Annotated in this window: 25 protein-coding genes and 1 other RNA gene; 12 read left to right on the forward strand and 14 right to left on the reverse strand. The window is 69.9% G+C overall.

All coding sequences use genetic code 11. The annotated features are described in order from the left end of the window. Positions 1-14 precede the first annotated feature (14 nt). Positions 15-998, reverse strand: a complete 984-nt coding sequence (gene dgcA, locus MFF22_RS16215) for an N-acetyl-D-Glu racemase DgcA (RefSeq protein ID WP_238250015.1) — start codon at positions 996-998, stop codon at positions 15-17. Next, a complete protein-coding gene (dgcN, locus tag MFF22_RS16220) occupies positions 999-2,012 on the reverse strand; it encodes an N-acetyltransferase DgcN (RefSeq protein ID WP_238250016.1) in 1,014 nt (337 codons plus the stop codon). It lies immediately after the preceding gene. 223 nt (positions 2,013-2,235) lie between these two features. Here dgcN and MFF22_RS16225 point away from each other — a divergent pair, with 223 nt between their 5' ends. Next, positions 2,236-2,985: a Crp/Fnr family transcriptional regulator gene (locus MFF22_RS16225; protein ID WP_238250017.1), complete on the forward strand. Its 750-nt coding sequence runs from the start codon at positions 2,236-2,238 to the stop codon at positions 2,983-2,985. A 9-nt stretch (positions 2,986-2,994) separates the two neighbouring features. Here MFF22_RS16225 and MFF22_RS16230 read toward each other — a convergent pair whose 3' ends face one another. Continuing rightward, complete coding sequence (locus MFF22_RS16230; RefSeq protein ID WP_238250018.1) at positions 2,995-3,867, reverse strand: SDR family oxidoreductase; 873 nt, start codon at positions 3,865-3,867, stop codon at positions 2,995-2,997. 113 nt (positions 3,868-3,980) lie between these two features. Here MFF22_RS16230 and MFF22_RS16235 point away from each other — a divergent pair, with 113 nt between their 5' ends. Next, complete coding sequence (locus MFF22_RS16235) at positions 3,981-4,907, forward strand: sugar kinase (RefSeq protein WP_238250019.1); 927 nt, start codon at positions 3,981-3,983, stop codon at positions 4,905-4,907. Between the two features lie 154 nt (positions 4,908-5,061). On the opposite strand, the gene mepA is transcribed toward MFF22_RS16235, so the two are convergent. The 5 genes from mepA to fumC form a co-directional block, all read right to left on the reverse strand. Then, positions 5,062-5,982 carry a penicillin-insensitive murein endopeptidase gene (gene mepA, locus MFF22_RS16240; protein WP_238250020.1) on the reverse strand — a complete coding sequence of 307 codons (921 nt, stop codon included), beginning with the start codon at positions 5,980-5,982 and terminating at the stop codon, positions 5,062-5,064. Positions 5,983-6,064: 82 nt separating this feature from the next. Beyond that, positions 6,065-6,682, reverse strand: a complete 618-nt coding sequence (locus MFF22_RS16245) for a ParB-like protein (RefSeq protein WP_238250021.1) — start codon at positions 6,680-6,682, stop codon at positions 6,065-6,067. A 96-nt stretch (positions 6,683-6,778) separates the two neighbouring features. Beyond that, positions 6,779-7,012: a ribbon-helix-helix domain-containing protein gene (locus tag MFF22_RS16250; RefSeq protein ID WP_238250022.1), complete on the reverse strand. Its 234-nt coding sequence runs from the start codon at positions 7,010-7,012 to the stop codon at positions 6,779-6,781. A gap of 27 nt (positions 7,013-7,039) precedes the next feature. Continuing rightward, positions 7,040-7,237: a DUF4169 family protein gene (locus MFF22_RS16255; RefSeq protein ID WP_238250023.1), complete on the reverse strand. Its 198-nt coding sequence runs from the start codon at positions 7,235-7,237 to the stop codon at positions 7,040-7,042. A 65-nt stretch (positions 7,238-7,302) separates the two neighbouring features. Continuing rightward, on the reverse strand, positions 7,303-8,712 hold the full coding sequence (gene fumC / locus MFF22_RS16260) for a class II fumarate hydratase (RefSeq protein ID WP_238250024.1): 1,410 nt from the start codon (positions 8,710-8,712) through the stop codon (positions 7,303-7,305). 179 nt (positions 8,713-8,891) lie between these two features. Between fumC and MFF22_RS16265 the strand changes: the two genes are divergently transcribed. After that, positions 8,892-10,268 carry a cytochrome P450 gene (locus tag MFF22_RS16265; RefSeq protein ID WP_238250025.1) on the forward strand — a complete coding sequence of 459 codons (1,377 nt, stop codon included), beginning with the start codon at positions 8,892-8,894 and terminating at the stop codon, positions 10,266-10,268. A 519-nt stretch (positions 10,269-10,787) separates the two neighbouring features. Here MFF22_RS16265 and MFF22_RS16270 read toward each other — a convergent pair. Then, positions 10,788-11,423, reverse strand: coding sequence for an SspB family protein (locus MFF22_RS16270; protein WP_238250026.1), 636 nt, complete (start codon positions 11,421-11,423; stop codon positions 10,788-10,790). A gap of 65 nt (positions 11,424-11,488) precedes the next feature. After that, positions 11,489-11,879: a transfer-messenger RNA gene (ssrA, locus tag MFF22_RS16275) on the reverse strand. Positions 11,880-11,906: 27 nt separating this feature from the next. Here ssrA and MFF22_RS16280 point away from each other — a divergent pair. The 6 genes from MFF22_RS16280 to MFF22_RS16305 all read left to right on the forward strand — a co-directional run bounded on the left by MFF22_RS16280 (position 11,907) and on the right by MFF22_RS16305 (position 18,172). Further along, on the forward strand, positions 11,907-12,713 hold the full coding sequence (locus tag MFF22_RS16280) for a CPBP family intramembrane glutamic endopeptidase (protein WP_238250027.1): 807 nt from the start codon (positions 11,907-11,909) through the stop codon (positions 12,711-12,713). A 173-nt stretch (positions 12,714-12,886) separates the two neighbouring features. Then, positions 12,887-13,681: a thymidylate synthase gene (locus tag MFF22_RS16285; protein WP_238250028.1), complete on the forward strand. Its 795-nt coding sequence runs from the start codon at positions 12,887-12,889 to the stop codon at positions 13,679-13,681. Further along, a complete protein-coding gene (locus tag MFF22_RS16290) occupies positions 13,681-14,175 on the forward strand; it encodes a dihydrofolate reductase (protein ID WP_238250029.1) in 495 nt (164 codons plus the stop codon). The genes MFF22_RS16285 and MFF22_RS16290 overlap by 1 nt, the downstream gene beginning before the upstream one ends. A 241-nt stretch (positions 14,176-14,416) precedes the next feature. After that, on the forward strand, positions 14,417-15,589 hold the full coding sequence (gene hflK / locus MFF22_RS16295) for an FtsH protease activity modulator HflK (RefSeq protein WP_238250030.1): 1,173 nt from the start codon (positions 14,417-14,419) through the stop codon (positions 15,587-15,589). Beyond that, positions 15,586-16,551, forward strand: a complete 966-nt coding sequence (gene hflC / locus MFF22_RS16300; protein WP_238250031.1) for a protease modulator HflC — start codon at positions 15,586-15,588, stop codon at positions 16,549-16,551. Before hflK ends, hflC begins: the two co-directional genes overlap by 4 nt. A 106-nt stretch (positions 16,552-16,657) precedes the next feature. Further along, on the forward strand, positions 16,658-18,172 hold the full coding sequence (locus tag MFF22_RS16305) for a DegQ family serine endoprotease (protein WP_238250032.1): 1,515 nt from the start codon (positions 16,658-16,660) through the stop codon (positions 18,170-18,172). Between the two features lie 49 nt (positions 18,173-18,221). Here MFF22_RS16305 and serB read toward each other — a convergent pair whose 3' ends face one another. After that, on the reverse strand, positions 18,222-19,115 hold the full coding sequence (serB, locus tag MFF22_RS16310) for a phosphoserine phosphatase SerB (protein WP_238250033.1): 894 nt from the start codon (positions 19,113-19,115) through the stop codon (positions 18,222-18,224). On the opposite strand from serB, the gene miaA reads away from it, so the two are divergent. Continuing rightward, positions 19,114-20,034 (forward strand): tRNA (adenosine(37)-N6)-dimethylallyltransferase MiaA, encoded by a 921-nt coding sequence (gene miaA, locus MFF22_RS16315; RefSeq protein WP_238250034.1) that lies wholly within the window; start codon positions 19,114-19,116, stop codon positions 20,032-20,034. The two genes, serB and miaA, sit on opposite strands and share 2 nt — an antisense overlap. A 151-nt stretch (positions 20,035-20,185) precedes the next feature. Next, positions 20,186-21,196: a tRNA dihydrouridine(20/20a) synthase DusA gene (gene dusA / locus MFF22_RS16320; RefSeq protein ID WP_283206188.1), complete on the forward strand. Its 1,011-nt coding sequence runs from the start codon at positions 20,186-20,188 to the stop codon at positions 21,194-21,196. Positions 21,197-21,364: 168 nt separating this feature from the next. Here dusA and MFF22_RS16325 read toward each other — a convergent pair whose 3' ends face one another. Genes MFF22_RS16325 through cobS form a run of 3 tightly spaced genes read right to left on the reverse strand, consistent with a single transcriptional unit; the run spans position 21,365 to position 23,120 of the window. After that, the gene (locus tag MFF22_RS16325) at positions 21,365-22,057 is read right to left on the reverse strand and encodes a retropepsin-like aspartic protease family protein (protein WP_238250035.1); all 693 of its coding nucleotides are present in this window, start codon (positions 22,055-22,057) and stop codon (positions 21,365-21,367) included. Beyond that, a complete protein-coding gene (locus MFF22_RS16330) occupies positions 22,054-22,263 on the reverse strand; it encodes a DUF1289 domain-containing protein (protein ID WP_238250036.1) in 210 nt (69 codons plus the stop codon). Before MFF22_RS16330 ends, MFF22_RS16325 begins: the two co-directional genes overlap by 4 nt. Before the next feature lie 32 nt (positions 22,264-22,295). Beyond that, entirely contained in the window at positions 22,296-23,120 is an 825-nt protein-coding gene (cobS, locus tag MFF22_RS16335) for an adenosylcobinamide-GDP ribazoletransferase (RefSeq protein ID WP_238250037.1), read from the reverse strand. 105 nt (positions 23,121-23,225) lie between these two features. Between cobS and cobT the strand changes: the two genes are divergently transcribed. Next, positions 23,226-24,242 (forward strand): nicotinate-nucleotide--dimethylbenzimidazole phosphoribosyltransferase, encoded by a 1,017-nt coding sequence (cobT, locus tag MFF22_RS16340; RefSeq protein ID WP_238250038.1) that lies wholly within the window; start codon positions 23,226-23,228, stop codon positions 24,240-24,242. The last annotated feature ends 126 nt before the right edge of the window (positions 24,243-24,368 follow it).

Genomic DNA, 24,368 nt, shown 5'->3' on the forward strand with positions numbered 1-24,368 from the left:
GGGCCGGTCGCCATTTACCCCCACAGGTCCGCCCCGGGCGGAAGGATCGTGCTGCCCTCGTAGCGCAGGGGTGGCTCGCGATCCCGGGCGAGGAGCAGGGGGCCGTCGAGATCGATGAACTCCGCGTGGTGCGTCAGGAGCGTCGCCGGCGCCATGCCGAGGGAGGTGCCGAGCATACAGCCAACCATCACGGTCAGGCCCCGGTCCCGTGCCGCCTGGGCGAGCAGGGTCGCCTCGGTCAGCCCGCCCGTCTTATCGAGCTTGATGTTCACCGCGTCGTAGCGGCCCGCGAGGGCGTCGAGACCGGCGCGGTCGTGCAGGCTTTCGTCGGCGCAGACCGGAACCGGATGGGCGATTCCGGCGAGGAGCGCATCCTCACCCGCCGGCAAGGGCTGCTCGATCAACTCGACGCCGGCCTCCAGGCAGGCGGCGAGGTTCATTTCGACATCGGCCGGTCGCCAAGCTTCGTTGGCATCCACGATCAGCCGGGACCGGGGCGCCCCCGCCCGGACGGCCGTGATCCGTGCAGGGTCGCCCTCGCCGCCGAGCTTGACCTTGAGCAGGGGCCGGGCGGCCGCCGCGCGGGCGGCCGCGCCCATACTCTCCGGCGTGCCGAGGCTCAGGGTGTAGGCGGTCGTGGCCGGGGCTGGCGCGGGAAGGCCGAGGATCTCCCAGGCCCGGCGACCGGTGGACTTGGCTTCAAGGTCGAGGAGGGCGCAGTCCAGGGCGTTGCGGGCGGCCCCGGCCGGCATCCGCTCCATCAGTTCGGCCCGCCCGATCCCCGCTGCGATCGCATCGCCCTGGGCCTCGATCAAGGCCTGGACGCTCTCGACGCTCTCGCCGTAACGGGGGTAGGGCACGCATTCACCCCAGCCCGCATGAGGGCCATCCGAGATCCGCGCGACCACCACCGCAATCTCCGTGCGGCTGCCGCGGGAGATGGTGAAGGCCCCTGCGATCGGGAAACGCTCGACGGTGAGGCTGAGGGAGCGGGCCATTCACGCCTCCGCGAAGTCGGCGACGATCCGGTCCACGAGGGTCTCGACCCCGAACCGCACCGGGTCGGTCGCCGGGAGGCCGTGTTCGGCGGACAGGGCCTCGAGCAAGGCACGGGCCTCCCCCTCGGCCAGCGCCTGGGTGTTCACGGCGATGCCCACGGGGCGGATGTCCGGGTTGGTGAGGGCGCCGAGCTGAGCCGTGAGGTCGATAACCTGACGGATCGTCGGCAGCGGGTGCGCGACACCGCGCATGGTGGTCCGTGTCGGCTCGTGGCAGACGACGAAGGCATCGGGCTGGGCCCCATGAAGGAGCCCAAGGCTTACCCCTGCGAAGGACGGGTGGAAGAGCGAGCCCTGTCCTTCGATCAGATCCCAATGGTGGGGGGCGGCGGCGGGGGAGATCGTCTCGACGGCGCCGGAGATGAAGTCGGCCACCACCGCGTCGATGGCCACGCCCCGGCCCGAGATGAACACGCCGGTCTGCCCGGTGGCCCGGAAGTCGGCGTCGAGTCCCCGATCGCGCATGCCCTTTTCCAGGGCGAGCGTCGTGTACTTCTTGCCCACCGAGCAGTCGGTCCCGACCGTGAGGAGGCGCCGGCCCGGCCGGCGGGTGCCCTTGCCGGTGGGGAAGGTCTCGCTGCTGTGGCGGACGTCGTGGAGCTTGCTGCCCCGCTTCGCGGCGGCTTCGGCGATGGCCGGCACGGCCCCGAGGCGCACGTGCAGGCCGCTCGCCACATCGAACCCCGCCTCGATCGCCGCGACGATCTCCTTCACCCAGTGATCCGGCAGGACGCCGCCCGCGTTCACCACGCCGACTACGAGGGTCCGGCAGCCCTTGGCCAGGGCCTCCGGGAGGGTGAGGTCCGGGATGCCGAGATCGGCCTTGCAGCCGGGCAGGCGCATCTGCCCGATGCACCATTCCGGCCGCCAGTCCTTGATGCCGTAGGCGGTCTTGGCGGCCAGGGCGTCCGGTACGTCGCCCAGGAACATCAGGTAGGGGGTGGCGATCTGCATCGGACGGCCCTTTCGCTTCGGTCCGTCTATGGGCGATCCGGCGGCGGTCCCGCAAGAAGCGCGCGCGAACCTCCCACAGGACGGGGCAGGGGCGGCGGCGGGCCCGCCAAGCAAAAAGCGGGGTAAGGCCGCCGGCTCACCACCAAACCTAACTTGTGTGGTGGTCGCTACTTGGGTCCAAGCTAGGCGGGAGGGTGCCACTCCACGTTGTTCGCAGATCCGAATGGATACCCCTCTCGCGCGAAAGTTGAGGAATTTCGTTCCTCTGACCTCTGTGGACCTTTACCTGCTTTCGGAAATCCTCGAGCCGGCCAGGATCGTCGAAGCCCGTGCTGACATTGTCGAGGAGGGCGAGGATCCGCGGGCGGTCAATGTCGTCGTCAGCGGCTGGGCCTGTCGCTACCGCCAGTTCGAGGATGGGCAGCGCCAGATCATTTCGATTCTCCTGCCAGGGGATTGCTGCGATCCGCATATCTTCCGGCTCGACCGCCGGGATCATGCGATCGGAGCCCTGACGCAGGTCTCGGTGGCCCGGATCGCCGGCCACGCGATAGCCGACGTCATGAACCGTAGTGCGGCCCTCGACCTCGCCTTCCACCGCGAAGCCCTCGCGGCGGCCGCCATCCAGCGGGAATGGACGGTGAGCCTCGGCCGGCGCTCGGGCGTCGAACGCCTCGCCCACCTGTGCTGCGAATTGCATGCCCGGCTCACCGCCGTCGGCCTCGCGGAGGGGATGACGTGCCCGATGCCGCTCACGCAGCCCGACCTTGCCGACGCCCTGGGCCAGACCACGGTCCACATCAACCGGACCTTGCAGGACCTCCGGGCGGCCCGCCTGCTTGCCCTCAAGAGCCGGCGGCTGACGATCCTGCATCCCGAGCGGCTGCGCCGGCTCGCCAAATTCGACCCGGCCTATCTGCACCTGCGGGCGGCGGATGATGCCGTCCGCAGAATCGAGACGATCAGGCCCTGAGCTGCGGGCTCAGAAGACCGGCATCGCGCCGGCCACCGTCACCAGGGCACCGGACGTGTAGCTGCTCTCCTCGCTCGCCAGCATCACGTAGGCCGAGGCCAACTCGGCGGGCTGTCCAGGCCGGCCGAAGGGCACTTGGCTGCCGAAAGACTTCACCGCATCCTCGCTCATCCCCGCGGGAATGAAGGGCGTCCAGATCGGGCCTGGCAGGACGCCGTTCACCCGGATGCCCTTCTCGGCGAGCATCTGCGACAGGCTCAGCACCATGTTGCTGAGCGCTCCCTTGGTGGCGCTGTAAGCCATCAGGGTCGGCATCGGATGCTTGGAGTTCACCGAGGACGTGAAGATCACCGAGGCACCGGGCTTCAGGTGGGCGAGCGCCGCCTTCGTGACGTAGAACGAGCCGAACACATTGGTGCGGAAGTGGGTCTCGAAGACTTCGTCCTCGATCTCCTCCAGGCTCTTGGCCGGCTGCTGGAACGCACCGTTGTTCACGACGATGTCGAGGCGGCCGAAGGTCTCCGCCGTGCGCGAGACGGCCTCCCGGGCGAAGGATGACTGCTTCAGATCGCCGGGGAGCAGCAGCGCCTTCCGGCCCGCCTTCTCGATCCACTGGCCGACGGCCTCCGCATCGGCCTGTTCCTCGGGCAGATAGACGATGGCCACGTCGGCGCCCTCCCGGGCATAGGCGATCGCGACCGCCCGGCCGATGCCGGAATCGCCGCCCGTGATCAGCGCCGCCTGGCCGGCGAGCTTGCCGGAGCCCCTGTAGCTCTCTTCGCCATGGTCCGGCTCGGGGGACATTTTTCCGGTCTTGCCGGGGAAGCCCTGCGGCTGGCCCTCGAAGGGCGGACGGGGATATTTGTGGAGCGGATCGGTCATCGGCTGTTCCAAGGTGGAAAGGGATGCCCGCTCAACCGGTCCCCGGTGGCGACGTTCCCGGCACCGGCCGGTCCCGTGGCGATGGGACGCGAAGGCGAAGAGGGCGGGAACCGATGGTCGCCGAACTGACGGGACGCCGCGCCGCGTGCTTCGGCGAGTGCATGCTCGAACTCCGGACCCGGCCCGACGGGCTGCTCTCGCGCTCCTACGGCGGCGATACCCTGAACACGGCGGTCTACCTCGCCCGGCTCGGCGCCCCGGTGGACTACGTGACGGCCCTCGGGGACGACGACCTCAGCGCCGGGATGATCCGCGCCTGGGAGGGCGAGGGCGTCGGCACCGGCCATGTCCGCCGCCTGCCGGGATGCTTGCCGGGGCTCTATGTCATCGAGACCGATCCCGACGGCGAGCGGCGCTTCCTCTACTGGCGGGACTGCGCCCCTGTGCGCCGTCTGTTCGACCCGGACCATGCCGACGCCACCGCCGCGGCGCTCGCTGGGGCGGGGCTCGTCTACCTGTCGGGGATCAGCCTGTCCCTGTTCACCGGGCCGGCGCGGAACCGGCTGTTCGCGGCCCTCGAACGGGCCCGCGCCCAGGGCGCGCGCATCGCCTTCGACACCAACTTCCGCCCCCGCGGGTGGCCCGACCTCGCCGAGGCCCGGGCCGCGTACGACAGGATGGCCGGCCTGAGCGACGTGGTGTTCGCCGGCTGCGAGGATGTCGCCGCCCTGACCGGCCGGGGCGATCCGAAGGACGTGCTCTCCTGGCTCGACGGGGCGGGCGTCGGGGAGGCGGTGGTGAAGCTCGCCCGGCCGGGCTGCCTCGTCCGCGCCGCCGGTGCACCCGTCGCGGTGCCGGTTCCCCAGCGGGTCGCCCCGGTCGATACCACCGCGGCGGGGGACAGCTTCGCCGCGGGCTACCTCGCCGCTCGCCTCGCCGGGCGGGACCCGATCGTAGCGGCCGGCGAGGGCCATCGCCTCGCCGGGACGGTGATCGCCCATCCGGGGGCGATCATCCCACGGGAGGCGACGCCGGTTTAGGCCCCGATACCCGCGCCGTCATTGCGAGGGCAGCGAAGCAATCCAGGGCAAGCGCCACGTCAGAAGATGTCCCGCATCCCTGGATTGCTTCGCTGCGCTCGCAATGACGGGGATGGATGGCAGGCGGATGCGCGGATCTCGCGGGTTTGTAGCCCTACGGCGCCTTCAGAACCGCACGGCAGGCGGCGGGCAGGGCCGCCATGGTCATCGGCGGCTTGGGCTTCGGCTTCACCTTCGGCGGCTTCGGGTGAAGCACCGCGTCGGAGAACCAGTAGCCGAGGTCATCGCAACCGTCGCCGGCGGGCGGCGGGTCCTGCGACTGGCAATCCCCCTGTCCGGCCGGACAGCTCAGGCGGATATGATAATGGTAATTGTGCCCATACATCGGGCGCACCTTCGACAGCCAGCGACCGCCGCCGGATTCCCGGCAGAGCGCCTTCTTGATCGCCGCATTGACGAAGATGCGCTCCACCTCCGGCTGCTCCGCCGTCAGCTTAATCAGCTGGAGGTGATTTGGCGTCCAGACATCGGGATCGATGTCGAGGCGGTCGGAGCGGACCATGTCGGTGGCGGAGGTCTCCTCCCGCTCGGCCCGGCTCATGCGGTGATCAGGCATCGGCGTCAGCCACACGTCGGCGTCGATGCCGATCTGGTGAGAGGCGTGGCCGGTGATCATCGGCCCGCCCCGGGGCTGGGCCATGTCGCCGACGAGGAGGCCGGGCCAGCCAACCCGCGTCGCCTTCTCAGACAGGCGCTCGATGAAGTCGACCATCACCGGCAGCCCGTACATCCGGTTGCGGGAGGGCCGCATCACCTGCCAGTGCTCGCCGTCCAGGGGCAGCGCCTCGCCGCCCGAGAAACAGCCCTTGGCGTAAAAGCCGTAGATATGCGGCGGCCCGGAACTCGGATGGGTGACCCGGCCGAACAGCGCCTTGGCCGGAGTCGATGGATCGTCTGGGTTGGCGAGCGGCGGCAGCGGCTTCGGGTTCACGCTCCCCCTGTCCTGGGCGCCGGCCCCATCGGTCAGGGCCAGCGCGGCGAGGGTCGTGAGGCAGACAAGGCGCGGGAGCGTCATGCGGGCGTCGGTCCGGGAGGCAGGGAACACGCCGCAGCCTCGCCGTCCGCCGCGGCGTTTTTCGGGCAGACCTGTCGGCGCGTCAGCACTCCGACGGGCCGCACCATCCCGGGAGGTACCCGGCATCCTTGGATTTCGCCAGAGACAGGGCCTTCTCCAGGGCGTCGGAGAAGTCGTCCTCGACCCGCTTTTCCTTGATGTTCCGGCGCAGGAAATCCGCCCACAGGAACTCGCTGAAGGGTGTGGTGTCCTTGGCGAAGCCGCCGGCACGCCGCAACTCGCCCGCGAGGCTGCGGAATGGGTCGTCCTTCAGGTCGTCGATCGCCTTCGGGATATCCTTGAAATCCTGTCGGACGCCTTCGGCATCGTAGGGATGCACCCAAGACTTGTGATCGCAGACGGTCCAGAACGCGTCCTTGTCGAGGTGGTGCAGGTCGGCGACCACCGTCACCAGCACATGCTCCACACCCTCCTCGAACAGGGCGCGGGACAGGTGGTGGTTGTCGATCATGTAGTGATGCTTCTTCGGCCCCAGCAGGGTCGGGATCATGTGCGCGCCGAGGTAAGCGCGCTTCTTCTCGGCGTCGAAGTCCTTCCAGCGCCGCCGCTTCTCGGCCACTTCCCGATAGCCGACCGTCATCTGCGTCGGACGCAGCTCCTTGATCGGGACGGGCTTCAGAAGCGGTTCGCGGATGGCCATCGTGAATGTGTCTCCTGCTGCGGCGATTCCCCGCGGTCTATGTCATGGTATCGTCATATGCCATGCCCGGCGCGCAATCCGGCATTGTATGGCCGATCACGATTTGCCGAGTTTCCCATTCAGGGCGGCGTCCAGGACGTGGACCCGGATCGCCGACGACAGGTTCTGCCCGGCCCGGCCTGCGTCGATCGCCCCGACCAGCGCCTGAACCGAGCGGCCTTCCCCTTCGGCGAGGCACGTGAGCGCCTGCCAGAACGGGTCCTCCAGGGAGATGCTCGTCCTGTGGCCCGCGATCATCACCGAGCGTTTGACGACGCCGCGCATGGTCATGGCACCGATCCCGGGCGGGCGGCCTGCTCAATCCTGTTGGTCGTCCTGCGGGCCGGCAAGGCGGTGGCCCTCGTGGCGGGCCTCCTCCAGGGCCTTGCGCTTCTGCTGCAGGGTCCTGGCCTTCTTCGGGCGGCCGAAGGCGATGCGGTTGGCCTCGGCCTGGGCATCCGCCTCGGCGCGGGACTTGGCCTTGCGGACCTGACGCAGGTTGACGATCTCGCCCATCCCTTGGCCCCTCCGGTAACGATGCCACGGCGAACCGGAGGGCGTGACGCCCTCCGGGATGTTTTTTACTCCGCGCTCGGCGCCAGCATCGTCTCCGGCCGCACCACGCGCTCGAACTCCTCCTCGGTCACATAGCCCAGGCGCAGGGCCTCTTCCTTGAGGGTCGTGCCGTTCTTGTGGGCGGTCTTGGCGATGGTCGCGGCCTTGTCGTAGCCGATGGAGGGGGCGAGCGCCGTCACCAGCATGAGCGAGCGGCTCATCAGGTCGGCGATCTTGTCCTCGTTGGCCTTGATGCCGACGACGCAGTTGTCGGTGAAGCTCACCGCCGCGTCGGCCAGCAGCCGCACCGATTGCAGCACCGCGTTGGCGATGACCGGCTTGAACACGTTCAGCTCGAAGTTGCCCTGCGAACCGGCAAAGCTCACCGTGGTGCCGTTGCCGACCACCTGGGTGCAGACCATCGTCATGGCCTCGCACTGGGTCGGGTTGACCTTGCCCGGCATGATCGAGGAGCCCGGCTCGTTCTCCGGCAGGGACAGTTCGCCGAGGCCGGAACGTGGGCCGGAGCCGAGGAGCCGGATATCCTGGGCGATCTTGAACAGGCCGGCGGCCAGGGCCGACAGGGCGCCCTGCGTGAACACCAGGGCGTCGTGGGTGGCGAGCGCCTCGAACTTGTTCTGGGCCGAGGTGAAGGGCAGGCCGGTCAGCTCGGAGACCTTCGCGGCGAAGCGGTCGGCGAATTCGGGATGGGCGTTGAGGCCCGTCCCCACCGCCGTGCCGCCCTGCGCCAGGGCGAGGACCCCCGGCATGGTCGCGGCGACGCGGGAGCCGCCGAGCGCCACCTGTGCGGCGTAGCCGGAGAATTCCTGGCCGAGGGAGACGGGCGTCGCATCCTGCAGATGGGTGCGGCCGATCTTCACGATGCTCCCGAAGGCCCTCGCCTTGGCATCGAGGGCGGAGTGCAGGTGCGTCAGAGCCGGCATCAGCCGGTCGTTGATCTCCCGGGCCACGGCGATGTGCATCGCGGTGGGGAAGGTGTCGTTGGAGGACTGGCCGCGGTTGCAATGGTCGTTGGGGTGGATCGGGCTCTTGCCGCCCCGCTGGCCGCCGAGGGACTCGTTGGCGAGGCTGGCGATCACCTCGTTGGCGTTCATGTTGGACTGGGTGCCCGAGCCGGTCTGCCAGACCACCAGGGGGAACTCGTCGTCGTGCTCGCCGTCCACCACGGTGGCGGCCGCGGCGGCGATGGCGTCGGCGAGCTTCGGCTCGAGGACGCCGAGATCCTTGTTCACCAGGGCCGCCGCCTGCTTCACCAGACCCAGGGCGTGGACCAGCGGGGCCGGCATCCGCTCGGTGCCGATCTTGAAGTTCTGGATCGACCGCTGGGTCTGCGCGCCCCAATAACGATGGGCCGGAACCTCGATCGGGCCGAAGGTGTCCGATTCGGTGCGGGTCGCGGTTTCGGTGGGCGACATCGTGGCCTCTACGTCTGGTGCGGTGCGGCGCCTACTTAACGGAGGCGGGACCGAAGCGCGATGGCGCAAGGTCCGGGCCGGCCGACATCCTTGCCGCTCTGTCCACGGCAATCGCGGCTCCGGCGCCGCCTCTCACGAGCCTCGGAGCGACGAGCCTGAGCATCGACCATACCGCCCCGATGGGGGATCTCGCGCCTGCGAACCGGTTCCGGCCGGCCGTCCCGCCGCCCCTCACGCAGCCCCTGGGCCTGCTCGATTTCCTGCGCGCCGCCCGGCGCAACCCGATCACCACCTGGGCGGACGCCCATTTCCGCCTCCCCGTCGTGGCGGCCGAGGGCGTGATGGGCCGTATCACCGTGGTCAGCGAGCCCTCGCTGATCCGCAGGGTGCTGATCGACAATGCCGACGCCTACCGAAAGGACGATCTTCAGCGCCGTGTCCTGGCCCCGGGCCTGGGCAATGGCCTCCTCAGCGCCGAGGGCGACGAGTGGAAGTTGCAGCGGCGGACCCTGGCACCGATCTTCTCGGCCCGCACCGTGCGGAGCTTCGAGGCGGCGATGAACGCGTCGGGGGCCCGCATCGCCCGGCGCCTGCGCCGCCGGGACGGCATGCGCGTCGACGTGGCCCTGGAGATGACCCGGACCACCCTCGATGTGCTGGAACGGACGATCTTCACCCAGGGATTGCCTGGCGACCCGGATGCGCTCGGGCGGGCGATCACCCGGTTCCTGGAGGCGGTCGGCCCCATCGATCCCCTCGACGTGTTCGGGGTGCCCGACTTCGTGCCACGCATCGGCCGCCTGCGGGCTCGGCCCGCCGGCCGGTTCTTCGCGGAGATCGTGGACGAGCTGATCACTAGGCGTCGCGCCCTGATGGCGCAGGGGGAGGGGCCGCAGGACCTGCTGACCCTCCTGCTCGCCGCGCAGGATCCCGAGACGGGCAACGGGCTCACGGATCTCGCGGTGCGAGCCAACATCGTGACCTTCATCGCCGCCGGCCATGAGACCACGGCCAACGCCCTGACCTGGGCCCTCTACTGCCTGTCGCAGGACGAGGCGGCGCAGGAGCGCGTAGAGGCGGAGGTCGATGCGGCGCCGGAGGGCGACTTCACCCTCGACGCACTGCCCTTCACCCGGGCCGTGGTGGAGGAAGGGATGCGCCTTTTCCCGCCAGTGCCGTTCCTCAGCCGGCAGGCGGTGCGCGGCGACCGGTTCGGCCGGATCAAGGTGCCCAGCGGATCCCTGGTGCTCATCGCGCCGTGGGTGCTCCATCGGCACCACCTGCTGTGGGACGACCCGGAGGCCTTCGTGCCGGAGCGGTTCCTGCCGGAGAACCGGGACGCCATCCCCCGCTTCAGCTACCTGCCGTTCGGAGCGGGTCCGCGGGTCTGCATCGGGCAGACGTTTTCCGTGCAGGAGGCGGCCATTCTCCTGGCCCACGTGGTCCGTGCGGTGCGCTTCAGGCTGCCGGACGACCACCCGCCCATGACGCCCCTCCACCGGGTGACCCTGCGGCCGGAGCACGGGCTGAAGATGGACGCCACCGCACGGAACTAGAGCCGCACCCGAACGAGTTGGTTCAGCAAGCAGCTCCAGATCTTCCCCTCATCCTGAGGTGCGGCGATAGCCGCCTCGAAGGCCTCATCCTGAGGTGCGGCGATAGCCGCCTCGAAGGAGGGCTCCAGGGATCGCGCGGCCAGCTGGAGCCCTCCTTCGAGGCCCGCTGACGCGGGCACCTTAGGATGAGGTGAGAGGCCGGGGGCCGCGTCGACGTGATCGGTCGCTGCGCTAGCAGGCTGCTGCAAAAGTCCGGCGAGGGAGATCATTCGCGCAGGGTGCCGTGCAGCCTGGCTTCACCCGCCGTCATTGTGAGCGTCCCGCGCCGTCATTGCGAGCGGAGCGAAGCAACCCAGGGCAGCGGGCCGTTCCCGAATGTAGCGTATCACTGGATTGCTTCGCTACGCTCGCAACGACGTTGAGGCGCTTGTCGTTGGTAGAGAAACCTTGCCTCCTCCGAACGACGTCGTCAGCAGCCCGCGAGCCAACACCCTCCCCGCCGAAGGGGGAGAGGACGCCTCAGTTCTTCTTCCGGAAGGCGTCCAGGCTCACGACCTCTGCGCTGCCTTCCTCGCCGTCCTTCTTGGCGGCGGGGCGGGCGGCCTTGTCGTCACCTTTGCCGTCCGACTTTCCACCCTGCGCCGCCGGGGCCGGCAGAACGGTCGGCACGCCGGGCGCACCGATGGTAGCGAGGCCCGTGCCGTTCCGGGGCTTCACCTCTCCGGGCTCCGACGCCGCCCCACGGGGGCCGTTCTTGGCCGCGGGCATCTCGGGTTCGGAAGACGCTTCGTTCCCTGCCTCGCCGAGATCGAACTTCAGGCCGAACTGCACGGAGGGGTCGAAGAAGCCCGAAAGGGCATCGAAGGGCACGAGGAGACGCTCGGGCACGCCGGAGAACGACAGGCCCACCTCGAAGGCGTGCTCGGTCACCGCCAGATCCCAGAATTGGTGCTGCAGGACGATCGTCATGTCCTGCGGGTACTTGTCCCTGAGGGCCTGGGAGATGCGGACGCCCGGCGCTTCGGTGCGGAACGAGACGTAGAAGTGGTGCTCGCCCATCAAGCCGTTATGGGCCGCATCCGAGAGGACCTTCCGGACAACGCCGCGGAGGGCGTCCTGCACCAAAAGGTCGTAGCGAATCAGGTCGTCTGCCATTCTGCGTTCGCTTTGCCCGACCCGTTCGCCGCCTCGGTCCGGAGCCGGGGACCGTGGAATTCTAAAGTGGAGGCTTCTGTTGCCAGGTGCCTCCGAACCCCGCCTATGCGGTGCTACCCGCTAGGACTTCAAATCGGTATTGGGGACCGCTTACGCGGCCACCGCCACCGGAGCAAAGTTGTCGTTGGCAACTATTGCAAAGGCCCGATAACGGCGGAACCATGCCGAGCGAAAGCTCAACCTTTACGCCCTCGTCGATCCTATTTCGCCCCCGCCGAAGCTCAGTCATCATGCCCGCGGCCTTGCGGCCTTGCGGCCATCGGTCCTGGGCTCGGGTGGAGGCGCCGGGTACCGCCCCCGGGTCCGATAGGTTTATTTCGAAGAACGTTTATCGCCATAGCCGGCCTTGCGACCGGCAAAGGGAATATAGAGGGGATCGGCCCGGTTTTGAAGCCCGATCGCGCCGCATCCGTGACCGAACGGATGGACGACCCGCCCAGTGTGGCCGCGGGTGCTCAGTCTCGTCCCGAATTCCGCGCTGGCGGAGTCGCCCGGGCTAGCCTCGCTCTGGCCCGGATGCTTCTGGTGGGGCTCGTCTGCCTCGGGGTGGCGAGCCTCGCGGCCCTGGCGATCGTGCGGGTCGGCTTCGACCTGTGGGAGGGGATCGACCCGTTCCTGCCGCCGGAGAGGCGGCCTTTCCTCGGCGTCGTGCAGCTGGCTCACCGGGCCTTCGCCGTCGATGTCCTGCGGCAGGTGATCCTCGCCGGCCTTGTCATAGGATGGGCATGGTGGCGCGACCGGTCGGGCTGGCGGCGGCGGCTCGCCCTCGACAGGGAGAAGCCCAACGGCCTGCGACCCGTCGTCCTCCTGAGTATCCTGCTGTTCTGGCCGATCCTGCACATCGCCTGGGTCACCGGCACCGCGGACGTGTTCGGTGCGGGCTTCGGACGGAACATGCGGCTGTCGCCGTTCATGGACCGGACGGCGGTGGTGGCGTGGCTCGTCTACCTGACCGTGCTCGCCCCATGCGCCGAGGAGTTGCTGGTCCGCGGCGAGATGTTCCACCAGGCGAGCCGGGCGCTCCGTCCTGTCGGGGCGGCGGTGGCCACGGCGCTCGTCTTCGCCGCGGCCCATATCTCGTCGTTCGGCCTCGCACGGCCGGTCTCGCTCCTGCCCCTGGCCTTCGCCCTCGGCCTGCTGCGCTGGCGCACCGGCCGCCTCTGGCCCGGTATCGCCCTGCACGGCTGGTCCAATCTCGCCCTGGTCGTCTACCTTTTGTGGTTGCGGTAGCGATCCTACCCGCCGCCCTCGCACGGCCTGTCAATCAGCGGCCGAGATGCCGCGGTACTGACTCGCCCTCCGGCCGGTCCTGCTCTAAGCGTCCCCCATCGGTACGGACGCCCGAGTCGGACGTTTGCGGCGAAGAAACGAGCCTGCGGCCATCTTGGCGGGCAGGAGTGCCCATGGACGCGTATCACAGCCTTCTCCGCCGGATCCTCGACGAGGGTGTCGCCAAGGAGGACCGCACCGGCACCGGCACCCTCTCGGTGTTCGGGCACCAGATGCGCTTCGACCTGAGCCGGGGCTTTCCCCTGGTCACGACGAAGCGGCTGCACCTCAAGTCGATCATCCACGAACTGCTCTGGTTCCTCGCGGGCGACACCAACGTCGCCTACCTGCGAGAGAACGGCGTGACGATCTGGGACGAATGGGCCGACGGGGACGGCGAGCTCGGCCCGGTCTATGGGCGGCAGTGGCGTTCGTGGGAGAAGCCCGGCGGCGGCGCCGTCGATCAGATCCGCTGGGTGCTCGACGAGATCGCCCGAAACCCGGACTCCCGGCGTCTCGTCGTCTCGGCCTGGAACCCGGCCGACCTCGACCGGATGGCCCTAGCGCCCTGCCACTGCCTGTTCCAGTTCTACGTGGCCGAGGGGCGCCTGTCCTGCCAGCTCTACCAGCGTTCGGCGGACGCCTTTCTCGGCGTGCCGTTCAACATCGCGAGCTACGCCTTGCTGACGCATATGGTCGCGCAGGTCACGGGTCTCGCCCCCGGCGACTTCGTGCACAGCTTCGGTGACGTGCACCTGTACCGGAACCACCTCGACCAGACCCACACGCTGCTGCAGCGCGAGCCCCGCCCGCTCCCGCACCTGCGCCTGAACCCGGCGGTGCGGGACCTGTTCGCCTTCCGCTTCGAGGACATCGCGGTGGAGGGCTACGAGCCCCATCCGGCGATCTCCGCGCCGGTCGCCGTCTGATGCCGGGCGGACAGACCGTCGCCCTTGTCGTCGCCGTCGCCCGCAATGGCGTTATCGGCCGCGACAACGGCCTCGCGTGGCACCTGTCGAGCGACCTCAAACGCTTCAAGGCGCTGACGATGGGCTCGACCCTCCTCATGGGGCGGCGCACCTGGGATTCCATCGGCCGGCCCCTGCCGGGCCGGCGGACGCTGGTGCTGACCCGCGACCGCGGCTTCCGCGTCGAGGGCGCGGAGACAATTCACGATTGGAGTTCCGCCCGGAGGATGGCCGGGGAGCGGCTGATGGTCGTCGGTGGTGCCGAGATCTACGCCCTCGCCCTCCCGGAGGCCGATCTCATCCACCTGACGGAGGTCGAGGCCGAGCCCGAGGGGGACGTCCGGTTCCCGCCCTTCGATCGCTCCGCCTTCAAGGAAGTGCACCGGGAGGCGCACCCGGCTGGCCCCCGCGACGATTATCCTTACGCATTCGTCGACTTGGAGCGATTGCGCTGAGGCGGCCCGCCGCGGTTGCGCTCAAGACCCCCCGTGCCCACCTGCCAGCCTTGACAGCGAGGGGGGCGGACCCGCAGTTGCGAAGGGGGTCCGCCCGAGGCTCTCGCGTCTGCGAGGGCCGACGGTTCGGTCCCCAGGCGATGGACGGCACTCGGGATTGACCCGGCGGGTGCGGCCGTTGGCAGGGGGCGCCCCGAGAACGGGCGCAACGGGTGCGGCAGGTCAGGAGACGACGGCCAGAATGCCTTGGAGCAATCAGAATGGCGGTGGCGGCGGCCCTTGGGGTCGCCCCAACGGCAATGGCGGCGGACCCTGGGGCGGGGGTGGCGGCAACACGCCGCCGAACCTGGAGGATCTGTTGCGGCGCGGACAGGACCGGCTGCGGCGGATGATCCCCGGTGGGGGCGGTCCGGGCGGGTCGTCCGGAACGGGCTCTCCCTTTGGCGGTGGCCGCGGCGCCTTGATCATCGGCGCGCTCGCCGTGGCGGTGTGGCTCGCCACCGGCTTCTACAAGGTCGAGCCGTATCAGGTCGGCATCGAGACGATCTTCGGCCGCTACGTCGGCTCGACCGGCGAGGGCCTGCGCTACAACTTCCCTTATCCGATCGGCGGCGTGGTCAAGCCGAATGTCGGCCAGGTGAACTCGATCCAAGTGGGCTACCGCACCGGTCCGGGGCAGACCCGCAACCGGGACGTGCCGGACGAGAGCCTGATGCTCACGGGCGACGAGAATATCGTCGATCTCGACTTTGAGGTTCAGTGGCGGGTGAACCCGCTCAAGGCCTCCGACTTCGTGTTCAACATCCAGAACCCGGAAGGGACCATCAAGGCCATCGCCGAGAGCGCCATGCGCGAGGTGATCGGCCGGCGGAACATCCAGGCGATCCTCACCAACGAGCAGGCGAGCATCGCCCAGGAGGTGAAGGAGATGGTCCAGAAGGCGCTCGACGAGTACGGCGCCGGCGTGCGCATCGAGGTCGTGCAGCTCGTCTCGGTGAACCCGCCGCCAGAAGTGCGCCCTGCCTTCGTGGACGTGAACGCCGCGCAGCAGGACGCGGACACGGCGCAGAACGAGGCGAAGACCTATGCCAGCCGGGAGGTCCCCCAGGCTCGCGGCAAGGCCTCGCAGATCGTCCAGGCCGCCGAGGCCTACAAGACGAAGGCGACGGCCGACGCCACCGGACAGGCGGCGCGCTTCAATGAGGTCTACGCCTCCTACAAGGTCGCCCCGGCCATCAGCCGCGAGCGGATCTTCCTGGAGACGATGGAGAAGGTGCTGGGCTCCGTGAACAAGGTGATCATCGACCAGAACGGGGCGCCCGGCTCCTCCGCCCCGGCGGCGGGCGTGCTGCCCGTGCTGCCCCTGTCCGAGTTCGGCGCCCGCGGGCAAGCCCAGACGGGGGCCGCCCGATGAACCAGGCAGTGCGCACCGGTCTGATCGTCGTCGCGGCGATCGTCGCCATCGGTCTCTACGCGTCGGTTTTCGTCGTGGGCCAGATGCAGCAGGCCCTGGTCCTGCAGTTCGGCCGCGTCCGCGCGGTCCTCAACGCCACGGGCGAGGAGAAGCCCGGCCTCTACTTCAAGATCCCCTTCGCGGAGACGGTCGTCACCTTCGACAAGCGGGTGCTCGACCTCGACCTGCCGGTCCAGACCATCCTCACCGCAGACCGGCAGAATCTGGAAGTGGACGCCTTTGCCCGCTACCGGATCCTCGATCCGCTGCGCTTCTACCAGTCGGTGGGCAATGTCGGGATCGCCAACCAGCGCCTGCAGAGCTTCACCAATTCCGGCCTGCGCAGCGTGCTGGCCCGCTCGACCCGGGACGCCATCGTCAAGAACGAGCGCGGCCAGTTGATGCACACGATCCAGGAGGACGTGAACAGGCAGGCCAAGGCGCTGGGCATCGAGATCGTCGACCTGCGCATGACCCGGGTCGATCTGCCGGCGCAGAACTCGGCGGCGGTGTACCGGCGGATGAAGACCGAGCGCGAGCGCGAGGCGGCCGACATCCGTGCCAACGGCGAGCAGGCCGCGGCGACCATCCGCGCCAAGGCCGACCGCGAGGTGACGGTGATCGTCGCCGAGGCGACGCAGAAGGCCGAGCAGTTGCGCGGCCAGGGCGACGCCGACAAGAACCGCATCCTCGCCGACGCCTTCGCCAAGGATCCGGACTTCTTCGCCTTCTACCGGTCGATGCAGGCCTATGAGACGGGGCTGAAAGGTCCCGACACCCGCCTCGTCATCAGCCCGAATACCGATTTCTTCCGGTATTTCAGCGATCCGCAGGGGCACGGCGTGCCGCAGTCGGGCGCCGGGCGTCCCGGTCAGGATCCGGCGGCGACGACGGGCTCGACGGCGGCCGGCGCGGCGCGCTGACCGACGGAGTGGACGCCCCGCCGTCGCGGGCTACCTTTGACGTCTACCGCCGGCCGCCACGAAGCGGCCGGCGCCTACGGGAAACGCGTTCCTGAAGAGGTCGATCATGCACCCCGTCGAGGCAGCCCGTCCGGGGCCGTTCACACGCCTGCGCCCCGCCGCGGCGGCCATCCTTCTCGGCGTCTCGGTGCTGGGTTCCGCCCTGCCGGTGCCGGCTTTCGCCAAGGGGCCCGCCTCCCTGGCCGATCTGTCCGAACAGGTCACCGACGCGGTGGTGAACATCTCGGCCTCCACCACAGTGGAGGCGCGCTCCACCCGCACGATGCCGCAACTGCCGCCGGGGACGCCCTTCGAGGACCTGTTCGAGGAGTTCTTCAACAAGCGGAACGGCGGCCGTGGCGGCAGTGGCGGCAATGAGGAGGCGCCCCGGGCGCGGAAGTCCAACTCCCTGGGGTCGGGCTTCATCATCGACGCCTCTGGTATCGTGGTGACGAACAACCACGTCATCGGTGACGCCAACGACATCCAGGTGATCCTGCACGACGGCACGAAGCTGAAGGCGGAGATCGTCGGCAAGGATTCGAAGATCGACCTTGCGGTCCTGCGGGTGAAGCCCACGGCCGACCATCCGCTGAAGGCGGTGCCGTTCGGCGATTCCGACAAGATGCGCCCCGGCGACTGGGTGATCGCCATCGGCAACCCGTTCGGCCTCGGCGGCTCGGTCTCGGCCGGCATCGTCTCGGCCCGGGGCCGCAACATCGAGTCCGGCCCCTACGACAACTACATCCAGACCGACGCGGCCATCAACAAGGGCAATTCCGGCGGCCCGCTGTTCAACATGGACGGCGAGGTCATCGGCATCAACACCGCGATCCTGTCGCCCACGGGCGGTTCGGTGGGCATCGGCTTCGCCGTGCCGTCGAACACCAGCAAGCCGGTGATCGACCAGCTTCGCGAATACGGCGAGGTCCGGCGCGGTTGGCTCGGCGTGCGGATTCAGAACGTGGACGACACCACCGCCGAGGCCCTCGGCCTGAAGGGCGGCGCGCGGGGCGCCCTCGTGGCCGGCGTAGACGAGAAGGGTCCGGCCAAGGCCGCGGGGATCGATGTCGGCGACGTCATCGTCAAGTTCAACGGCACGCCGGTGAAGGCCTCCAGCGACCTCCCGCGCATCGTCGCCTCGACCCCGGTCGGCCAGAAGGTCGACGTGGTGGTCGTCCGCAAGGGCGACGAGGTGACGAAACCCGTCACCCTCGGCCGCCTGGAGGACACCGAGAAGCCGCAGCAGGCGAACCTCAAGCAGCCCGATACCGAGAGCACCGTGCGTCAGGCCCTCGGGCTCAGCCTGTCGGGCGTCACCGACGAACTGCGCAAGCGCTACAACATCAAGGACGGCCAGAAGGGCGTCGTCGTGACCCGGGTCGATCCCAACTCGAACGCCGCCGATAAGCGGATCCAGCCGGGTGAGATGATCGTGGAAGTGGGTCAGGAGGCCGTTTCGACGCCGGCCGATGTCACCAAGCGCATCGATGCCCTGAAGAAGGACGGTCGTAAGTCCGTGCTGCTCCTCGTCGCCAATGCCAGCGGCGACGTGCGGTTCGTGGCCCTCGGTCTGGACTGAGGTCTCGGCCGGCGCCGGCGCCTCTCGCCGGCGTGGTCGGGGACGGCCGTTACCCTACGAATTCGGCCGCCGCGTAGCCCTGCAGATAGAGCAGGGCGGTCAGATCCCCGTGCTCCACACGCACCTGCGCCGCGGCGGCGACCGCCGGCTTGGCCCGGAAGGCGACGCCGAGACCGGCCTCGCCGAGCATGTCGAGGTCGTTGGCGCCGTCGCCCACGGCGAGGGTGTCCGCAGGCGAGAGGCCGGACCTTTCACGCAGTTCGATCAGCGCGGCCCGCTTCTCGGCCTTGCCGACGATCGGGTCTTCCACCACGCCGGTCAGCCTGCCTTCGGCGACCGCGAGGCGGTTGGCCCGGTGCTCGGCGAAGCCGAGGGCCTCGGCGATGGGGCCGGTGAAGAGGGTGAACCCGCCCGACACGAGGCAGGTATGGGCACCGTGGGCGGCCATCGTCCGTACCAGCGTCCGCCCGCCGGGGGTATGGGTCAGGGTCTGCGCAATCAGCCCGTCCACGACGCCGACGGGGATGTCCTTCAGGAGCGCCACCCGCTCGCGCAAAGCCGGCTCGAAGGCGATCTCCCCGCGCATCGCCCGCTCGGTGATCGCCGCGACGTGGTCCTTCAGGCCCAGCGTTCCGGCGAGCTCGTCGATGCATTCCTGCTCGATCATGGTGGAATCCATGTCGGCCAGGAACAGGCGTTTCCGGCGATGCGCGTCGGCGGGCACCACCGCGATGTCGATGGGCTCGCCGGCCAGGGCCGAGCGCAGACGGGCCGTGATCGCGGCGGCGGCCGGGGCTTCGCCCTGCACGAGGATCTCCGCGGCGACCTCCCGGTGGAGGATCCGCGGCGGGTGATCCGTGCCGAGCACCTTGCGGGCCTCTGCCAGAACCGCATCCGTGATGGCCGGGCGGTCCGGGTTTGCTATCAGGACCGCGACCAGCATGCGGAGGAAAACCTTGCCGTTGTGGGAATCCGGGGATCGCCCGGCGGCGGTTCTCATCGCAGGCCCGACCGCCTCGGGCAAGTCGGCGCTGGCGAGCCGCATCGCCCGTGAGCAGGACGGCGTCGTGGTCAACACCGACTCGATGCAGGTCTATGCGGATTTGCGCGTCCTCACCGCCCGGCCGGACGCCGACGAGGAGGCCGCCGTACCGCACCGCCTCTACGGGCACGTGGACGGCGGGACGAATTACTCCCTGGGCCATTTCGCCCGGGATGCGGCGGTCCTCCTCGCGTCCCTGAATGGACGCATGCCCGTCTTCGTCGGCGGGACGGGCCTGTATTTCCGCGCCCTTGAAGAGGGCTTCTCGGAATTACCCCCGGTGCCGGAGGAGATCCGTGCCGCGATCCGCCGTGAGGCCGAGGGCCGCCCGACCGAGGCGCTCCACGCCGATCTTGGCCGCCTCGATCCGGAAGGCGCTGCCCGGCTGCGCCCGAGCGACCGGATGCGCATCATGCGTGCACTTGAGATCTTCGCGGCGACGGGCAGGCCCATCGCGAGCTTCTACGGCGATCCCATCCCCGGCCCCCTGGCGGGACGACCCCTGTGCAGGATCTTCCTCGCCCCGGACCGAGCGCTCCTGCGCGAGCGGATCGATGGGCGCTTCCGGACGATGATCGCGGCCGGCGCCCTCGACGAGGTCGCGGTTCTCCGCGAGCGGCGGCTCGATCCGATGCTGCCGGTGATGCGCGCGCACGGCGTCCCGGGCCTGATTGCCCATCTCGACGGCGCGGCGACCCTCGACGAAGCCATCGCCCGCGGGCAGGCCGACACCCGCGCCTACGCCAAAAGGCAATTCACGTGGTTCCGCCACCAGATGGGCAAGGTATGGCGCTGGATCGATCCGGCGACGCTCAGTTGAGCGCCGTTCCCTCACGGCGACCTGCCTTGCCGGTGGCGAGGTGCCCGTCGCTTTCGGCTTCTGCTAGAAGGGCGCCGCTCCACCCCTTCCGAGATTTCCGCCGCAGGCGTTCGACGTGATTGCCCCCGTTTCCTTCGCCGACGAGCCAGCCATCCTTCCGGGCTGGCGGTTCTCCGTCGCCCCGATGATGGATTGGACCGACCGCCATTGCCGTGCATTCCACCGGGCGCTGTCGGGGCGGGCGCGGCTCTACACCGAGATGGTCACGACCGGCGCGGTGATCCACGGCGATCGGGAGCGGCTGCTCGGCTTCTCCGGCGTCGAACATCCCGTCGCGGTGCAGCTCGGCGGGTCGAATCCCGCTGATCTCGCGCAAGCCGCGCGGATCGCCGCCGAGTTCGGCTACGACGAGGTCAACCTCAACGTCGGCTGCCCGTCCGACCGGGTGCAGGAGGGGCGCTTCGGCGCCTGCCTGATGCGTGAGCCCGCCCTCGTGGGCGAGTGCGTAACCGCCATGAAGGCCGCCGTGTGCGTGCCGGTGACGGTGAAGTGCCGGATCGGCGTGGACGACCAGGACCCGGAGGCCGCCCTCGACGCCCTCGCGGATGCGGTCGTGACCGCAGGGGTGGATGGGCTCATCGTCCATGCCCGCAAGGCATGGCTCAAGGGCCTCTCGCCGAAGGAGAACCGCGACGTGCCGCCCCTCGATTACGGCCGGGCGGCCCGCCTGAAGGCCGCACGGCCGACGCTGCCCCTGGCGGTGAACGGCGGCCTGCGCAGCCTCGGCGACGTGCAGGCCCGGTTGGCGGAGGTCGATGGCGTCATGGTCGGCCGGGCAGCCTACATGGAGCCGGCGATGCTCCTCGACGTCGATCCGCTGCTCTACGGTATGGCGGCCCCGGCCCCCGATCCCTTCGCGGCGGTGGAGGCGTTCGAGCCTTACGTCGCGGGCGTGCTGCAATCCGGCGAGCGGCTGCATGCAGTCACGCGGCACATGCTCGGCCTGTTCAACGGCCGTCCTGGCTCCCGCGCCTTCCGCCGGCACCTCTCGACGCAGGGGATGCGCGCCGATGCCGACCTCGACACCCTGCGGGCGGCAGTCGCGCTGGTCTCCCGGGACCGGCCGGATGCGCGGATCAGGGACGCGCAGGCCGCCGCCTGAGCGGCGCCGGCACTGCGATCGCGGACGTCATGGCGAGGGACGCGAAGCAATCGAGGGCGGAGCCACGTTCAGAGGCGTCCCGCTGCCCTGGGTTGCTTCGCTCCGCTCGCAATGGCGGCGGAGATGGCGCGAGGGTGTTAGCCGGCGAGGGCACAATTCCAAAAAAAATCAGCGTCCGGGCGTCAGGATCAGCCTGTCGCCGCGGACCTCGTAGCTGCCGAGGCGGTCGAGGAAGGTCTGGCCGAGGAGGTTGTCGCGCAGGGCGCCGGGCCTCGCGACCATCGCGTTCACGTTGCGCTCGGTGATCGTGCCGACGGAGAGGGTGTCGAGCTGGATCGGTGCCGCGCTGGTCGCGCCGTTGGCGGTGGAGACCCGGGCGTTGAAGCCGTCGGGCCCCGGGCGGAAGCCGAGGGCGGCGGCGTTCTCGGCGGTGAGGACGACGCTGCTTGCCCCCGTGTCGAACAGGAAGTCCTGGGCACGTCCGCCGACCCGGCCCTCGACGCGGAACGAGCCGTCCGCCCGTCGGGTGATCGTCACAGTCCCGCCGGGGCCGGGCACCGCCGAGCCCGGCCGAAGGTCGCCCATCACCCGGGCCGACACGTCCCGGATCCTGTCGCGGTAGCTGTAGCCGATCACCAGGGCGGCCGCGATCAGCCCCCAGGCGGCGAGCGCCTGGATGTGGCGGAGGGGCGCCGCCCGGAACTGTCGCCAGAACCCGGCGACCACGAGGGCGAGGATCGTGCCGGTCCAGGCCACGTTCGCCAAGGTGTCGGGCGCCATCCCGCCGACGCCCTCGCTGCCATCGGAGAGGGCGAGGGCGACGAAGACGAGCGCCAGGGCGCCGAGGCCGAGGTAGATCATGCGCTGGACGGCTCCGGCACGGGATAGGCCGCGCTCAGCCGACCATCGAGTTTGGCCATGATCGCCCGTCGCTCCGCCTCGCTCATCAGGCCCCAGGCGGCGATCTCGTCGCGGGTCCGCCCGCAGCCGCGGCAAAGGCCGGTGGCGTCGTCGAGGATGCAGACCTTGGTGCAGGGGCTGGAGGGTTTGTTCGAGGCAACGGACATGAATGCGGTTTGGAGGGGCGGGCGCGGCCCGGTCAAGGTGCCATGGCCGCGACAAGCCCGAGCAGGCCTGCGATCTCGGCCACCTGCTGGCAGGCGCCGATAACGTCGCCGGTCTGTCCGCCCAGCTTGTTCCGGGCGAGGCTGGTCACGGGCCAAACCGCCAGGGCGGACAAGCCGGCCATCGCGGCGACCCCCGCGAGGCCGAGCCCGAATGGAAGGGACGCGAGGCACAGGGCGACGCCCAGGGCCGCCGCGACCCCGAGGCTCGACCCCGTCGGCCGCCCCGCGGCGGCCGAAAGCCCGTCGCTCCGGGCCGGCGGCAGCAGAACCATCGGGGCCAGTGCGGCGAGCCGGGACAGGGCGGCGGCCAGCACGAGGGCGATGGCGGCGGCGGCGCCGATCCGGTCGAGGAGGGTCGCAAGGGCGCCGATGCGTAGGGCCAGACCGAGGAAGAGGGCGATGGCCCCGTACGAGCCGATCCGGCTGTCGCGCATGATCGTGAGCATCCGGTCGCGGTCGCCCCCCGCGCCGAGCCCGTCGGCGAGGTCGGCGAGGCCGTCCTCGTGTAGCCCCCCCGTCGTCGCGGCGAGGGTTCCCACGGCAAGGGTCGCGGCCAGGAACGGCCCGAGCCCCCCGATCCAAGTGGCCGCCAGGACCACCGCCGCTGGCAGGGCCAGGATCGCACCAGCCAGCGGCAGCATGCGGGGCAGTCGCGCGAAATCCGGTGTCCGGTGGGGATCCCCCTCGCCGGGCATTTGCGGGACCGGCAGGCGAGAGTAGAAGCGCAGGCACGCGGCGAGATCGTGCAGGGCCTCGCGCCCTGGCCAATCGGCCTCGCCGCCGGTCTGCCTGTCCATCGCGCGGTCCCGAGCGCCGGGTTCGATGCACCGGCACTCCCTTCATAGCGGGCGGCGGAGCATCCGTCCGCCCGGAATGCGCCAACCCACAGGATCGAGGCAGCGATGGGCGGCCCCTTCGACGATATCCGCAATCTCGTCCGCTCCATGCCGGAGGCCGACGCCGAGGCCGCCGACGCCGCGGTTGCCCGGGACGCGACGCTGACCAAGCCCGCAGGCGCCCTGGGACGCCTGGAGGACCTCGTCTCCTGGCTGGCCGCATGGCAGGGCAAGGCGCGGCCGAGCTTCGACAGGCCCCTGGTCTGCGTCTTCGCCGGCAGCCACGGGGTGACGCGGAAGGGGGTCTCGGCCTTCCCGGATGCCGTGAACCGGCAGATGCTCGACAACTTCGCCGCCGGAGGCGCGGCCATCAACCAGCTCTGCTCCGCCTACGGCCTGGGCTTCAAGGTGTTCGACCTCGCCCTCGACGTGCCCACCGGCGACATCACCGAGGGCCCGGCCCTCGACGAGCGCGCCTGCGTCGCCACCATGGCCTTCGGGATGGAGGCGGTGGCCGCGGGCACCGATTGCCTCGGCATCGGCGAGATGGGCATCGGCAACACCACCGTCGCGGCGGCGCTCTATGCCGCCCTGTTCGGCGGCGATCCGGCCCATTGGGTCGGGCGCGGCACGGGGATCGACAGTGATGGCCTCTCGCGCAAGGTCGCGGCGGTGGAGGCGGCGCTCGCCTGCCATGCCGGCCATCTCGACGATCCGCTGGAAACCCTGCGCCGCCTCGGCGGGCGGGAGATCGCAGCGATGGCCGGGGCGATCCTCGCCGCGCGGCTGCAGCGGGTTCCGGTGGTGATCGACGGATACGTCTCCACCGCGGCGGCGGCCGTGCTCCATGCCCTCGATCCCGCCGCCCTCGACCATTGTGTCGCCGGCCATCTCTCGGCCGAAGGCGCCCACGCCGACGTGCTGGAGCGGCTCGGCCTCAGGCCGGTGGTCTCCCTCGGGATGCGCCTCGGCGAGGGATCGGGCGCCGCCGTGGCGATGGGCGTCATTAAGGGCGCGCTCGCCTGCCACACGGGCATGGCCACCTTCGCCCAGGCGGGGGTTTCGGGGCGGGACGGGGATTGATACCGTCCCACATCGTATTCCGCTGCACCCTCATGGCACAACGGCGACGCAATTCAGGGTCGCGGGCCATCGTAAAACGTGGCGCGAGCCTGGATGGCTTCGCGACGCTCGCAATGACGGTGTGGC

The sequence above is a fragment of the Methylobacterium persicinum genome, from assembly GCF_022179525.1.
Taxonomy (GTDB): domain Bacteria; phylum Pseudomonadota; class Alphaproteobacteria; order Rhizobiales; family Beijerinckiaceae; genus Methylobacterium; species Methylobacterium persicinum.

What these genes read in the sequence shown, in the direction of transcription:
- dgcA (WP_238250015.1), bottom strand. Translation starts at nt 998, where the DNA reads ATGGCCCGCTCCCTCAGCCTCACCGTCGAGCGTTTCCCGATCGCAGGG.
- dgcN (WP_238250016.1), bottom strand. Translation starts at nt 2,012, where the DNA reads ATGCAGATCGCCACCCCCTACCTGATGTTCCTGGGCGACGTACCGGAC.
- MFF22_RS16225 (WP_238250017.1), top strand. Translation starts at nt 2,236, where the DNA reads ATGGATACCCCTCTCGCGCGAAAGTTGAGGAATTTCGTTCCTCTGACC.
- MFF22_RS16230 (WP_238250018.1), bottom strand. Translation starts at nt 3,867, where the DNA reads ATGACCGATCCGCTCCACAAATATCCCCGTCCGCCCTTCGAGGGCCAG.
- MFF22_RS16235 (WP_238250019.1), top strand. Translation starts at nt 3,981, where the DNA reads ATGGTCGCCGAACTGACGGGACGCCGCGCCGCGTGCTTCGGCGAGTGC.
- mepA (WP_238250020.1), bottom strand. Translation starts at nt 5,982, where the DNA reads ATGACGCTCCCGCGCCTTGTCTGCCTCACGACCCTCGCCGCGCTGGCC.
- MFF22_RS16245 (WP_238250021.1), bottom strand. Translation starts at nt 6,682, where the DNA reads ATGGCCATCCGCGAACCGCTTCTGAAGCCCGTCCCGATCAAGGAGCTG.
- MFF22_RS16250 (WP_238250022.1), bottom strand. Translation starts at nt 7,012, where the DNA reads ATGACCATGCGCGGCGTCGTCAAACGCTCGGTGATGATCGCGGGCCAC.
- MFF22_RS16255 (WP_238250023.1), bottom strand. Translation starts at nt 7,237, where the DNA reads ATGGGCGAGATCGTCAACCTGCGTCAGGTCCGCAAGGCCAAGTCCCGC.
- fumC (WP_238250024.1), bottom strand. Translation starts at nt 8,712, where the DNA reads ATGTCGCCCACCGAAACCGCGACCCGCACCGAATCGGACACCTTCGGC.
- MFF22_RS16265 (WP_238250025.1), top strand. Translation starts at nt 8,892, where the DNA reads ATGGGGGATCTCGCGCCTGCGAACCGGTTCCGGCCGGCCGTCCCGCCG.
- MFF22_RS16270 (WP_238250026.1), bottom strand. Translation starts at nt 11,423, where the DNA reads ATGGCAGACGACCTGATTCGCTACGACCTTTTGGTGCAGGACGCCCTC.
- MFF22_RS16280 (WP_238250027.1), top strand. Translation starts at nt 11,907, where the DNA reads ATGGACGACCCGCCCAGTGTGGCCGCGGGTGCTCAGTCTCGTCCCGAA.
- MFF22_RS16285 (WP_238250028.1), top strand. Translation starts at nt 12,887, where the DNA reads ATGGACGCGTATCACAGCCTTCTCCGCCGGATCCTCGACGAGGGTGTC.
- MFF22_RS16290 (WP_238250029.1), top strand. Translation starts at nt 13,681, where the DNA reads ATGCCGGGCGGACAGACCGTCGCCCTTGTCGTCGCCGTCGCCCGCAAT.
- hflK (WP_238250030.1), top strand. Translation starts at nt 14,417, where the DNA reads ATGCCTTGGAGCAATCAGAATGGCGGTGGCGGCGGCCCTTGGGGTCGC.
- hflC (WP_238250031.1), top strand. Translation starts at nt 15,586, where the DNA reads ATGAACCAGGCAGTGCGCACCGGTCTGATCGTCGTCGCGGCGATCGTC.
- MFF22_RS16305 (WP_238250032.1), top strand. Translation starts at nt 16,658, where the DNA reads ATGCACCCCGTCGAGGCAGCCCGTCCGGGGCCGTTCACACGCCTGCGC.
- miaA (WP_238250034.1), top strand. Translation starts at nt 19,114, where the DNA reads ATGCGGAGGAAAACCTTGCCGTTGTGGGAATCCGGGGATCGCCCGGCG.
- serB (WP_238250033.1), bottom strand. Translation starts at nt 19,115, where the DNA reads ATGCTGGTCGCGGTCCTGATAGCAAACCCGGACCGCCCGGCCATCACG.
- MFF22_RS16325 (WP_238250035.1), bottom strand. Translation starts at nt 22,057, where the DNA reads ATGATCTACCTCGGCCTCGGCGCCCTGGCGCTCGTCTTCGTCGCCCTC.
- MFF22_RS16330 (WP_238250036.1), bottom strand. Translation starts at nt 22,263, where the DNA reads ATGTCCGTTGCCTCGAACAAACCCTCCAGCCCCTGCACCAAGGTCTGC.
- cobS (WP_238250037.1), bottom strand. Translation starts at nt 23,120, where the DNA reads ATGGACAGGCAGACCGGCGGCGAGGCCGATTGGCCAGGGCGCGAGGCC.
- cobT (WP_238250038.1), top strand. Translation starts at nt 23,226, where the DNA reads ATGGGCGGCCCCTTCGACGATATCCGCAATCTCGTCCGCTCCATGCCG.